Here is a 12,157-nt window from a genome sequence, read left to right on the forward strand (position 1 = left end):
TCCCGTCACGCGCTCCCTCTTCATTCCGTTTTTTTTTGTTGCCGGATGCGTTTTATTGGACAACAGTGCGATTTTTTTGTATCTTTATGAAAAATCCGATCCGCTTGTATCCGGTGAAAAAACATTGACTATGAAAAAATGGTGTGTATGGTTGCTTGCCTTGTGTGTGTCGCAGGGGGCTGCGGCACAGGATTCCGAGGCCGGGGAGTGCGTCTTCCACACGGGTTTAGAACAATATCCGACCTTTATGGGCGGAGACCTCACGGAGTTCCGTGCCTGGGTGTACCGCAATATCCGCTATCCCCGCGAGGCCTTCGACCGGGGCGAGCAGGGGCGTATCCTCGTTAGCTTCGTCATCGACACGCTCGGGAACGTTACGCAGGTGGAGCCGTCGTTGTACGGCATCCGTTCCTCGTTTTTCGTATTTTCGTCCGGACTGATTCCTGAATTATGAGCCGAGGTAAATGGATCATTGCTTTTCTCTGCGTGCCGGCTGCCCTGCTCGGGGCGGCTCTCCTCCGGTCGGGGCATATCTCCGGGAGGTTGCAGGCGGAAGGCGTCGAGACGAAGGCCGTGCTGACAGGCAGCTCTTCACGGGCTGAATTCGTCGGGTACAGGCCCCGCAGCCGTCGTTACCGCGGGAAACATACGGTCTGTTACTTCGATTACCGTTATGTGGTCGGCGGACAAACGTACACCGGTAAGGTGCGCAAAAAAGAGAACCTCCATACGGCCCGCATCGGCGATTCGGTCGTGGTGCGCTACCTGCCCGACGACCCCGGCGTGCACCGGCTCGTGACCGATTCGGCGGGACGCTACGAGGTCGTCCGCCATGCCCGCGGACGTTCCCGTAGCGGTCGCTGACCCGCGGCCGCGTTCCCGCCTGCCTGCCCGTTCGATTTGTAATTCCGGATATAAAATCGTATGTTTGCAGGGATCGTCTACCCGAATCCATTTGAAAATGACCCGATTCTTTTTTCTCCTTGCTGCGCTCCCGTACTTTGCGGGCAGCGCTGCGGCACATCCGGCCATCCTGCCGGATTCTTCCGCCGTGGTAAGGCTGGATACCGCCGCTTCCGGCCGGACTGTTTACCTGCGCGTGGACGAGCCTCCCCGGTTCCAGGGGGGCGACGTGCTCGCTTTCCGGGACTGGGTGTTCCGGCATCTTTGTTTCGGCGGGGAGATGTTCCGCGAGGGGGTCGAGGCGCGCCTGGTCGTGTCGTTCGTCGTCGGCAGGCAAGGGGCGGTCGAGGAGCCGGAAGTGGTCAGTTCGACGGACGAACGATGCTCGGCCGAAGTCCTGCGTGTGCTCGCCTCCGCACCGCGGTGGACTCCCGGACGCCTGGGGAACGTTGCGGTGCGCACGAAACTGGTAATGCCCGTCAATATCCAGTTGGCGGTGCCTACGGCCGCGGATTCGCTCGCGGCGGGGCTGTCGGATGGAATTCCGTTGGAGGAGGATGTGGCCGGGGAACTGGAACGGATGCCGCTATTTCAGGGCGGGGATCTGCAAAGTTTCCGCAAATGGGTGATGGAGAACCTGAAATATCCCCGGGAGGCGCTCGAGGATGAAGTCGAAGACGACATTGTAGTGACGTTCATTGTCGAAAAGGACGGGACGCTGTCCGAAATCGTCGTGGAGCAGGGACTGAATCTGGCCCTGATCCGGGAAGTAGGGCGGGTGCTCACCCTGTCGCCCAAGTGGGAACCCGGACGGCTCGGGAACGGTGAACCGGTGCAGGTGAGGTATACGCTTCCGTTGATTTTCCGGCTGGACAGAACCCGGCCTGCCGGGCAGCCGGTGCGACCGTCCGTCCCGGGACGGGAAGTCCGGGTCGGCGTTGATGACTATTCTCGTTTTTAATCCGTATTATTTTGCAGAACGAAAACTTTTTAGTACCTTTGCGCACCCGTAAAGTGCGGGGAACGGATTACAAACAAGTTAAATTAAACGTAAAACACAGTGGATTCATTAAGCTACAAGACTATCTCGGCCAATGCTTCGACGGTGACCAAGGAATGGGTCGTCATCGACGCTGCGGATGAGGTATTGGGACGTCTTGCATCGCAGATCGCGAAGATCCTCCGAGGCAAGAACAAGCCCAGCTACACGCCCCACGTGGACTGCGGTGACTACGTCATCGTCATCAACGCGGACAAGGTGAAGCTCACGGGCAAAAAAATGACCGACAAGGTCTACACGCGTCACACCGGATACCCCGGCGGCCAGCGTTTCGCTACGCCTGCCGACTATCTGGCCAAGAAACCGACGTTCATCGTCGAAAAAGCAGTCAAGGGCATGCTGCCCCGCACCCGTCTGGGCGCCGCGCTGCTCAGAAACCTGAAGGTATATGCCGGCACGGAGCATCCGCACGCAGCGCAGAACCCGAAGACCATTAAGTTAAACGAGATTAAGTAAGAGTTATGGAAGTTGTAAACACCGTAGGTCGTCGTAAGGCCGCTGTGGCTCGCGTATACGTGAAGCCGGGTAAGGGTCAGATTACAATCAACCGCAAGGCGCTTGAAGTTTACTTCCCGCTCGAAATTCTCCAGTACCAGGTGAAGCAGCCGCTGCTGGCTACCAACACGGTGGAGAATTACGACATCGTCATCAACCTCGATGGCGGTGGTATTACGGGACAGGCTTCGGCTGCTCGCTTGGGCATCGCACGCGCATTGTGCGAAATCGACGCTGAGATGCGTCCGGCACTGAAAAAGGCCGGGTTCCTCACGCGCGATCCCCGCGAGGTTGAGCGTAAGAAGCCCGGTCAGCCCGGAGCACGCCGCAAGTTCCAGTTCAGCAAGCGTTAATCGCACGACCGGATTTCGGCAAGCACGGTGCGGGTTACAAACCGGAAAGACTACCTATATTATCTATACGCGTATTACTTTCAGGTTGCCCCGCCGCGGAAAACCCGTGGGATCGGCCAGGCCGCTACCCGTCGGGTTGAAGAAAAGAGAATTAAAATTAACAAACACGATTGAATTAAAATGTCACGTACAGATTTTAATACATTATTGGAAGCCGGTGCGCACTTCGGTCACCTGAAGCGCAAATGGAACCCCAAAATGGCTCCTTACATCTTCATGGAGAAGAACGGCATCCACATCATCGACCTGCACAAGACCGTGCTCAAGATCGATGAGGCTGCCGCAGCCATCAAGCAGATCGCCAAGAGCGGCCGCCGCGTGCTGTTCGTAGCCACGAAGAAACAAGCCAAGGATATTGTTGCCGAAAAGGTGGCAGCCGTCGGTATGCCTTACGTCACAGAGCGTTGGGCAGGCGGTATGCTGACAAACTTCCCCACCATACGTAAAGCCGTCAAGAAAATGGCTACCATCGACAAGATGAATAGCGACGGCACGTTCGATAACTTCTCCAAGCGTGAGAAGCTCCAGATTTCCCGCCAGCGCGCGAAGCTCGAGAAGAACCTCGGCTCGATCGCCGACCTGACGCGCCTGCCGGCCGCCCTGTTCGTCGTCGACGTGCAGAAGGAGGCCAACGCCGTAAGGGAGGCAAAACGCCTGAGCATCCCCGTATTTGCAATGGTAGATACTTGTTGTGATCCGACCGACATTGATTACGTTATACCTGCAAATGACGATGCTACCAAGTCGATTGCCGTGGTGCTCGAAGCCATGTGCGCCGCAATCGCCGAGGGTACCGAGGAGCGTAAGCTCGAAAAGGAGAAGGAAGCCCAGGAGGCTGAGGCAGGTGCCGACGCTCCCGTGAAGAAGGAGGGCAAGCCCCGCATCAAGAAGGCCGTGAAGGCCGCTATCGATGCCGAGCAGGCCGCCGTAGCCGAGGTCGTCGCAGCTGTGGAGACTCCGTTCGAGGAGCCCGCAGTTGAAGCAGCAGTTGAAGCTGTAGCCGAAGCAGCAGCCGAAGAGGCTGCAGCCGAGGCCAAGGCCGAGTAATCGCCTTTTTGGGGAAATCAATTAACAATAAAAAGAAAGGAAAATTATTATGGAAATCAAAGCTGCTGATGTAATGAAGCTCCGCAAGATGACCGGTGCCGGTATGATGGACTGCAAGAATGCCCTGATCGAGGCCGAAGGTGACTTTGCACGTGCTCAGGACATTATCCGCGAGAAAGGCAAGCTCGTCGTTGCCAAGCGCGCCGACCGCACCGCTACCGAGGGTGTCGTCGTTACGAAGATCGTAGGCCAGAAGGCTTACCTTCTCTGCCTGGCCTGCGAGACCGATTTCGTGGCTCAGAATGCAGAATATACCGCATCGGCCAACGCGATGCTGGAGGTTGCCGTAAAGAACGACGCCGCAGACCGCGACGCCCTGATGGCCTCGAAGAATGACGAAGGCCACACCGTCGAGGAGATGGTGACCGAGAAATCGGGACAGACGGGCGAGAAGATCGAACTGGCATACTATGCCCGCATCGAGGCTCCCTATTGCGCCGCTTACGTGCACTTCAACAAGAAGCTCGGCACGATCCTCGGTTTCAACAAGGAGGTTCCCGCCGAGGTCGCCCACACCGTTGCCATGCAGGCTACGGCGATGGCTCCGGTTTCGATTTCGGAGGCCGACTGCCCCGCGGAGATCGTGGAGCACGAGCGTAAGATCGCCGTCGAGGCCATGAAGCAGGATCCCAAGAACGCCAACAAGCCCGAGGCTATCCTCGAGAAGATCGCCGAGGGTAAGATGCGCAAGTTCTTCGAGGAGAACACGCTGCTGAACCAGCCGGTGGTAGGCGAAAAGGAGACGATCGCCGAGTTCATCCACAAGGCGGACAAGGAGGCTACGGTTGTCGCTTACAAGCGTTTCGCGCTGGGCGAGTAATCTGTCACCAAGGGGTGCGATGCGCCCCGCCATATATTCGAAAAGGCCGAAACCCACTGTGGTTTCGGCCTTTTTTATCGGCAGCCGTAATTTTTTGCACTCCCTGGCGACTATTGGGGTAAAAGGCTGAAACATGGATACGGAACAGCGGTTCATCGAACTTATCGAGCATCACAAACGCATAATCTACAAGGTGTGCTATGTCTATGCACCCGGGCGCGGGCAGATCGACGACTATTTTCAGGAGGTCGTGCTGGCTCTGTGGCGGGGATTCCCCGATTTCCGGGGAGAGAGCAAAACTGCCACGTGGGTATACCGCATCGCGTTGTATACCTGCATTTCGTTTGTCCGCCGCCGGATGCGGCGTCCGCAAAGCGTGCGCCTTTCGGTCGACCTGGCGTGCGACGACGATATGCAGGCCCGCGAGCAGCTCGACGAGCTGTATGCGGTGATCTCACGCTTGGGCCGGCTCGACCGGGCGCTGATCCTGCTGTGGCTCGAAGAACGTCCCGCCGGGGAGATCGCCGCCATCACGGGCCTGTCTCCCGGCAATGTGGCCGTGAAACTGACCCGTATCCGCTGCAAACTGCGTAAAATGTATAACCGGTAAAATTCAGGAATTATGGAACTCGAAGAGTTGAAACTCAAATGGAAAGTACTCTCGGAACGGCTCGACCGGGAGCAGGTGATCCGGCGGCAGGATATGGAACGTATGCTGCGGGGACGTGTCGGTTCGTACTTGCACTATGTACAGCTCATGCTGCTGTTGGGTGTGGCGGTTGTCCCGCTATGTGTCGCAATCGGCAAATTCCGCGGAGTATCCGGTATTTTCATCTGGTGGGTCGTGGCGGGCTACCTTTTATGTCTGCTCCCTTCGTTCTTTTCCCTGTGGTTGCTGCTGCGGGTGTCGCGCTGCGATGCCGATATCGTCGAGTGTGAACACCGCATGACCCGCTATGCGGCCTTTGCCGGAGCGTATTATATTTTCCAGTATGTCGTCGTAATCCTGTTCGTTGCAGGCATGCTGCTGTATGCGGCGGGCTACTATACGGCGCATGGCATGTGGTGGACGGTCGCCGCCCTGCTCTCGCTGACGGCGGTTGCCTGCATCGTGATAACACATCATGAGTGGGGGCGTATCCGTGACCTGCAGCGGCGTATCCGCGAGCTGCGGGAATTCGATGAAGCGTAACGCTTTGTGCTGGAAACAGACGCACTCCGGTGCGGCTGTTTCGTTGGCCGGTCTGGAGTGCTTTTTTGCAGACTGCCGTTTCCCGGGAACCGCATTTATCGGCCGTCCGGTCTCCGGTTACCGGATTCCGAGCCGCCACATGACCCGGAGGACGAAACGCCGCACGCCCCGGGGGAGTGCCAGCCACCTGCGCGACCGCCGTTTCCAGCGGCGGGAGCTGGTGCGGACGATGCGTCCCGACGGCAGGGTGACAGCCGTCATCACGGCGACGATATCCTTGCCGAGGCAATGCTCCGTCGTGCGGTAATTACCGTCCCCGGACAGGGTGAAACGGAGTGTCCCCGCGGCGGAATCCCTCTCTGCGGGGTTTTCCGCGGATGCCGCAGGGGACGGGGCATTCCCTGCGGCTGGTGCGCATACGGGACGGTTTCCTTCGCAGCGGACGCCTGTTTCGATCCCGACGATGCGGTGCAGGATATGGCGCCCTTCGCAGCGAAACAGGACGACGTCGCCCGTCCGCAGGGCGCCGATGCCGCTCGGCGGCGGAGCCGGATGGCGGGTGCCGCAGGCGGGTGTGTGCAGGTCGGGTGCCGTGCCGGGGGTGTCGCCGGAAAGTCGGGTCTGGCGGGCGGTGCTGGCATTGCCGTCGGCGGCGCGGGTTTCGGGGACGGGATCCGCAGGTGCCCCGGCTGCCGGGACAGGTGCCGGGGCATATTTCGCAATCGGGGTCAGTACGGCGATGTCCCGTTCGTTGCGCAGCAGCGGCCGCATACTGTGCCCTTTCATGCGGATCTGGACTTCGTGTCCTTCGGCGAGCATCGCTTCGACCTGTTCGAAGAAGAGGCGGTTGGTCAGCAGCATCAGCGGAGGGTGTTTGGGGCGTCGTCACCGAATACCGTGCGGCAGGAGAGACGGGCTGCCGCGGCATCGGGCAGGCATTCGAGGTGGTAGACGGGGACTTGCGCCACGATTTGGGATACGAGGCGGCAGATGGCGTCTTCCAGCCGCTCGTCGTGTGCGAACGACGGCGGGCACGAAGGCAGCAGCGCCCCGATGGCTTCGATGGGACGCAGGCGGCGGATGCGGTTCTGCGGTGCCTGCGAAAGCCGCACGATGCCCGCTATCGGATGGCTTACGTTGCGGTAACACGGGGTTTTGCCGCTCCACGGCGACCCGCAGGCGAGAACGCCTTGCAGGGCGGGAATCGTATCTGCCGCGGGAGCGCTTGCCGCTTCGGCAGCCCCTTCCGGGGCGATCCGGATGATCGGGCTGTCGTCGTTGAGCAGGCGTGCCCCGGGGATATGCTCGCGCCACAGGCGCGTGTGGGTGCTCTTTCCCGTGCCCGATTCGCCGAGGAAGAGTACGGCGCGCCCGTCCAGGCTGATCACCGACGAGTGTACGGCTACCGCCCGGCGTTCCAGCGCGGCGATGTTGAACATCGTCCACAGCCCGAAGCGGAACAGCGCCGGATTGTGCTCCGGGGTGATGTCGCTCGTGGCGTCGGGGCTGCCGAAGGCTTTGTGAAACCGTGCCGGGGCGCTGCCGTCGCGGGGTGTCATGGTAAGCAGGTAGCCCTCCGTGTCGCGGCCGAAACGGCAGTCGGCATCGGCGTCGGTGAAGTCGAATGCGTCGAGTTCGCAATAGCCGGCCGTGTCGCCGGCGAGCAGTCCCGTGTGCAGGATGAGGTCTGGTTGTGCCGTGTCCGCCGGGGATGTCGCAGGGTGGGGTGCACTCCTTTCCGTCCCCGGGGTTTCCGACGGGGAGGGTGCTGCGGTTGTCGCCGTTCCGGGCACGGGGCCCGCCATACGGTTGCTGCCGGCGTCCGTTTCCGTTTTGTTTTCGGCCGCGAACGGTGCCAGCGCCATGCCGAAGGCGCCTGTCGTGAACCGGTGCGGGATGTCGATGCGTATGCCGGCTATGAGGTATTCCATGTTTTATTCTCCTATCGTTATGATCCTGTTACAGTATTCGAGCGAGCTTTCGCGGTGGGCGATGACGACCAGTGTCAGCCCGGCATCCCGTGCAGCGAGCCCGGCGATAGAGCGGTTGATCTCCTCTTCGGTGCGGCTGTCGAGCGCCGAGGTCGCCTCGTCGAAGAAAAGCACGTCGGCCTGCCGGTAGAGCGCACGGGCGATGCCGATGCGCTGGCGCTGTCCGCCCGAGAGGCGGCAGCCGCACTCCCCGACGTGGGTGTCGATCCCTTTCGCCAGCCCGGTGACCAGCTCCCCGAGCTGTGCCGCGCGGAGCGCCTGCATGACCCGCTCCCGGTCGACCTCCCCGGCGGGGATGCCCAGCGCGACGTTGGCCGCGAAGCTGCCGTCGGCGATGAAAAGGTTTTGCGAGACGTACCCGATGCGGTTCTGCCATGCCCGGCGGTTGGCCGCCGTAAGTGGCGTGCCGTCGATGGCGATTTCACCCCCGCTCGGCTCGTACAGCCCCAGCAGCAGGTTGAAGAGCGTCGTTTTCCCGGCGCCCGAGGCTCCGCGGATACCGATGCGCTCGCCCTTGCGGATCGTCAGCGAAAGGCCGTGAAAAAGCTCGCGCCCGCCGTCCGCGAAGCGGAACCTAAGGTCGCGCACGGCGATCTCATGCCGGAACGGCAGCTTTTCGGGGGAGCTGGCGGTATCGGCGGCGGGGTTCCCGGGATTGCCGGAATTGCCGGAATTGCCGGAATTGCCGGGGGCAACGGTTGCGGCGGATGTGCTGCGCGGGCCGGGGGTGTCCCGGCAGTCCGGGTTTGCCGGCGCCGGGGGGCAGTCCGCTGCGGCGTCGCGCAGGATGCCGATCGTGTAGCGGTTGTATTTGATGGCCGTCCAGCCGGTCATGATGTTGCGCACCGAGGGCATCAGGCGCAGTGCGGCCACGGCGAATACGCCGAACAGCATTTGCGCCCGCCCGTCGCCGTCGCCGAGGCTCAGTGCCACGAGCAGGGCCATGCCCACGGCCAGCCCGACCTCGGTGAAGGTCTGGGGCAGCAGCCCGATCGCCGTTTCGCGCAGGCGCGTGCGGATCACCTGATCCATCGCCCGGTCGAACTGGCGGAGCATCATCGGGAAGGCATTGTTGATCTCGATGTCGGCATAGCCGCGGAAGGTCTCGGCCACGAGCCGCGCCTTTTCGCGCTGCGCCTTGTTTTCCAGTTCCCCGTAGCGGTTGATGCGGTTGCGCACCAGTCCGTAATAGAGCCAGATCGAGGGCAGGAAGACCGCCAGGGCGAGCAGTGCCGCGAGGGGCGTGTACCACATCAGCGCCCCGAACAGCAGCACGAGCAGCATCGCCTCGGCGGCGATGGCGGCGGCGGGTTTGAGCACGCCCGCCGCGAAGGCCAGGCAGACGACGTTGACGTTGCGGGCCAGTACGGCCGAGTTCGACGCCTTGACGAACGGCAGCCCCCGGTCGTGGTAGGTAACGAGCAGCCGCCGCGAAAGCGTGCGGTAGAGGTCGTAAATATAGGTGCGTTCGACGCGGGCGAGCCACAGCCCGAGCAGGCACTTCAGGACGATCACGCCCACCACAGCCGCGCAGACCGCCAGCGCGAAAGTGCGTTGTGAGGCGAAGCCCAGCCCTTCGTAGGCGCGTGTCAGCACCCCGCCGCCCTCGAGGCTGCCGGGGTCGAGCACCAGCGCCAGCACGGGCAGCAGCATGGCCAGCCCGAGGAAATTCAGCCCTGCGCGCAGCAGGAGCGTGCAGGCGACCCACACTCCCCGGCGGCGGAACGCACGCGGTATGATGCCGATGGTTTCGTTCATCTTATCCTTCCACTTTTTCGATTTCCCCCAGTTTCACGTACCACAGGTACCCTTCGCATTGGGTGTAGCCCATTTGCCGCAGCAGGCCGAGGTATTCGCCCACCTGGCGGCGGTAGCGTCCGGGGTCGCGGCTTCCGAACTTGTAGTCGACGACCACGGCCCGCGTGCCGCGGATCATCACGCGGTCGGGGCGCCGGGTCGACCCGGCGCCGGGGACGATGATCTCGTTCTCGTTGCGCACGCGCTGCCAGCCGCCTCCGAACCATTCGCCCGCGACGGGGTGCGCCAGCACCCGGGCGATCATCCCCCGCAGCGCTTCGGCTTCGCCGGGCGACAGCGTGCCGTCGTCCCGCATCCGCTGCACGGCCTCGTAGATCTGTTGCCGGTCGTCGGCCTCCTCGAAGGCCTTGTGCATCAGGATGCCGAAGTTGCGGGGCGAGAGTTCCACCTCGTCCTCCTCCTCGAAATAACGTTGCGAGGGGAGCCTCAGCCGCAGGTCGGCGCGTGCCGTGGGGTAGTTCTCCAGCACGACGTGCCTGCCGTCGGATGCTTTGCCGCCGCCGGGCACGGGGCCCGTGAAGAGCCCGAATTCGAACCTTTCGCCCTCCTCGGTCACGGTGCGGCGCCCTTCGGTGCCGTCGAGCAGCGCTTTGTCGCCGTCGGCTCCGATGCTTTGCAGCAGCAGCCCGCCGACGCTCTTGCCGCCCTTGCGGGGGATGAAGACGTGCAGCGACTCGGCGGCGCGTGTCAGGGCCACGTACAGCAGATTGATGTTGTCGACGTGCGAATAGACCAGCTCGCGGTAGTACTCCGCCGAGAAGCCCGATTCGGCCATCGCCTTCTTGTATTTCACCGGGAAGCGCCCGACGGCGCCCGCATCGCCCTGCGCCTCGGCCCAGACGATGTTCGTCACGTTGCCGCCCGACTTGGGATCGAGCTGCCACGAACACCAGGGGATCAGCACCACGCGCTTTTCGAGCCCCTTGGCCTTGTGTATGGTCGTGATCTCGACGGTCGTTGCGCTCTCGTCGACGCTCAGCGACCGGTTCTGCCCCTGCTGCTCCCACCAGTCGAGGAACAGCGCGATGTCGGCGATCTTGCTGGCGCAGAAGCCGATGATCTGTTCGTGTATGGCTTGCAGGTAGGCCGTCTGCTGCCTGTCGTCGTGCAGCGCGTGGCGCATGACGATCCGCTCGAACGCCTCCTCGGGCGACAGCAGCCGGATCGAACGGAAAAAGGTGCGTTCGTCTCCGGGCAGCGGGCGGTCGAACCCGCGGCCGAGGTAGTGGTTGTAGACGGCGCGGCTGAGCGAGTCGTCGGGGTTGAGCGACAGGCGCAGCGCCGCGGCGATGAACGAACTGACGGGGGCGTTGCCCACGATCAGCGCTTCCTGCGTCATCACATCGAACCGGTAGCGCGGGTCGTCGTTGCGGCGTTTGAAATCCAGCAGCTCGGCGGCCACCTTGGCGCCGTCGGTCGCCCCGCGCACCAAGATCATGATGTCGCACGGACGGAAACCCTTGTCCAGCACCTCGCAGATGCGCTCCACGACGGGCGGCCGTTCGGCGAAGGTCTCCACCGAAACATAGCCCGGTCTCCCGCCCAGGCGGCGGGGTGTCTGCGCATGTTCGCGGTAGGCGTCGCACAGTGTGTCGCGCAGCCCGGCGGCGGTGCGGGCATCCATGTCGCCCCGCGCCGCGGCTTCGTCCAGCGTCGCGTTGAGCGCCCGGTTGTCGGCTTCGACCACGCGGCCGATGGCCTTGTTGTTGAAATCCACCACGGCGGGCAGGCTGCGGTAGTTTTCCGTGAGGTTGACCAGTTCGGTGCTGTCCGCGCCCAGCGCCCGTTGCGCCTGCGAGTGGAGTATTTTCCAGTCGCCGCCCCGCCAGCGGTAGATCGACTGCTTGATGTCGCCCACGATCAGCACCGAGGTCGCCTCGCTCTGCGCCATGGCGTTTTGCAGCAGGGGCAGGAAATTCTCCCACTCCTTCACGGAGGTGTCCTGGAATTCGTCGATCATGAAGTGTTCGAAGCGGTTGCCGACCTTCTCGTAGATGAACGGCGCGTCGTTGTGGCCGATGAATTCCGAGAGGATGTATTTGGTCTCCGAGAGGAGCATCATGTTTTCCTGGTCGCACATCTGCTGCACCTTGGCATAGAGGTCGGAGAGCAGCGCGAAGCTGCGGTAGTTCTCGCGCAGCAGGTCGCAGGTGTTCCACGCGCGGACGTTCTCATCGTAGAGGCCGCACATTTCGCGCAGCAGGGGTTGCAGCCGGGAACGCAGCCCCTGTGCCGTGCTGCCGGGTTTTCCCCACGCCTCGTCCCTGGTGCAGGCCGCCTCCGCGCGGCTTCCGTAGCGCTCGAAGCTGCCGCCCGCCACGGCGTAGAAATAGGCCGCGCAGCCCGCGCCTTTGTAGG

Annotated in this window: 13 protein-coding genes; 9 read left to right on the top strand and 4 right to left on the bottom strand. The window is 62.3% G+C overall.

Annotation, left to right across the window (positions count from 1 at the left end; genetic code table 11):
* Positions 1 to 130 precede the first annotated feature (130 nt).
* The 9 genes from QVP03_RS03430 (at position 131) to QVP03_RS03470 (ending at position 5,990) form a co-directional block, all read left to right on the top strand.
* On the top strand, positions 131 to 454 hold the full coding sequence (locus tag QVP03_RS03430; protein ID WP_022332209.1) for an energy transducer TonB: 324 nt from the start codon (positions 131 to 133) through the stop codon (positions 452 to 454).
* Positions 451 to 864 (top strand): DUF3592 domain-containing protein, encoded by a 414-nt coding sequence (locus QVP03_RS03435; protein ID WP_022332210.1) that lies wholly within the window; start codon positions 451 to 453, stop codon positions 862 to 864. The genes QVP03_RS03430 and QVP03_RS03435 overlap by 4 nt, the downstream gene beginning before the upstream one ends.
* A 97-nt stretch (positions 865 to 961) precedes the next feature.
* Positions 962 to 1,864, top strand: a complete 903-nt coding sequence (locus QVP03_RS03440) for an energy transducer TonB (protein WP_022332211.1) — start codon at positions 962 to 964, stop codon at positions 1,862 to 1,864.
* A gap of 99 nt (positions 1,865 to 1,963) precedes the next feature.
* A complete protein-coding gene (rplM, locus tag QVP03_RS03445) occupies positions 1,964 to 2,419 on the top strand; it encodes a 50S ribosomal protein L13 (protein ID WP_018697208.1) in 456 nt (151 codons plus the stop codon).
* A gap of 5 nt (positions 2,420 to 2,424) precedes the next feature.
* Complete coding sequence (gene rpsI / locus QVP03_RS03450; RefSeq protein ID WP_022332212.1) at positions 2,425 to 2,811, top strand: 30S ribosomal protein S9; 387 nt, start codon at positions 2,425 to 2,427, stop codon at positions 2,809 to 2,811.
* 180 nt (positions 2,812 to 2,991) lie between these two features.
* The gene (gene rpsB / locus QVP03_RS03455) at positions 2,992 to 3,918 is read left to right on the top strand and encodes a 30S ribosomal protein S2 (RefSeq protein WP_022332213.1); all 927 of its coding nucleotides are present in this window, start codon (positions 2,992 to 2,994) and stop codon (positions 3,916 to 3,918) included.
* A 49-nt stretch (positions 3,919 to 3,967) separates the two neighbouring features.
* Positions 3,968 to 4,798 (top strand): translation elongation factor Ts, encoded by an 831-nt coding sequence (gene tsf / locus QVP03_RS03460; RefSeq protein WP_018697205.1) that lies wholly within the window; start codon positions 3,968 to 3,970, stop codon positions 4,796 to 4,798.
* Positions 4,799 to 4,931: 133 nt separating this feature from the next.
* Positions 4,932 to 5,408 carry an RNA polymerase sigma factor gene (locus QVP03_RS03465; protein WP_022332214.1) on the top strand — a complete coding sequence of 159 codons (477 nt, stop codon included), beginning with the start codon at positions 4,932 to 4,934 and terminating at the stop codon, positions 5,406 to 5,408.
* A 12-nt stretch (positions 5,409 to 5,420) separates the two neighbouring features.
* A complete protein-coding gene (locus QVP03_RS03470; protein ID WP_022332215.1) occupies positions 5,421 to 5,990 on the top strand; it encodes a hypothetical protein in 570 nt (189 codons plus the stop codon).
* A 117-nt stretch (positions 5,991 to 6,107) separates the two neighbouring features.
* On the opposite strand, the gene QVP03_RS03475 is transcribed toward QVP03_RS03470, so the two are convergent.
* The 4 genes from QVP03_RS03475 to QVP03_RS03490 all read right to left on the bottom strand — a co-directional run.
* The gene (locus QVP03_RS03475) at positions 6,108 to 6,851 is read right to left on the bottom strand and encodes a hypothetical protein (protein WP_022332216.1); all 744 of its coding nucleotides are present in this window, start codon (positions 6,849 to 6,851) and stop codon (positions 6,108 to 6,110) included.
* Positions 6,851 to 7,921, bottom strand: a complete 1,071-nt coding sequence (locus QVP03_RS03480) for a hypothetical protein (RefSeq protein WP_022332217.1) — start codon at positions 7,919 to 7,921, stop codon at positions 6,851 to 6,853. The genes QVP03_RS03475 and QVP03_RS03480 overlap by 1 nt, the downstream gene beginning before the upstream one ends.
* A 3-nt stretch (positions 7,922 to 7,924) precedes the next feature.
* Positions 7,925 to 9,739 carry an ATP-binding cassette domain-containing protein gene (locus QVP03_RS03485; RefSeq protein WP_022332218.1) on the bottom strand — a complete coding sequence of 605 codons (1,815 nt, stop codon included), beginning with the start codon at positions 9,737 to 9,739 and terminating at the stop codon, positions 7,925 to 7,927.
* 1 nt (position 9,740) lies between these two features.
* Positions 9,741 to 12,157: UvrD-helicase domain-containing protein (locus QVP03_RS03490; protein ID WP_288210620.1), on the bottom strand; the 2,417-nt coding region annotated here is incomplete at its 5' end.

The organism is Alistipes sp. CAG:29 (assembly GCF_000435435.1).
GTDB classification, from domain to species: domain Bacteria; phylum Bacteroidota; class Bacteroidia; order Bacteroidales; family Rikenellaceae; genus Alistipes; species Alistipes onderdonkii.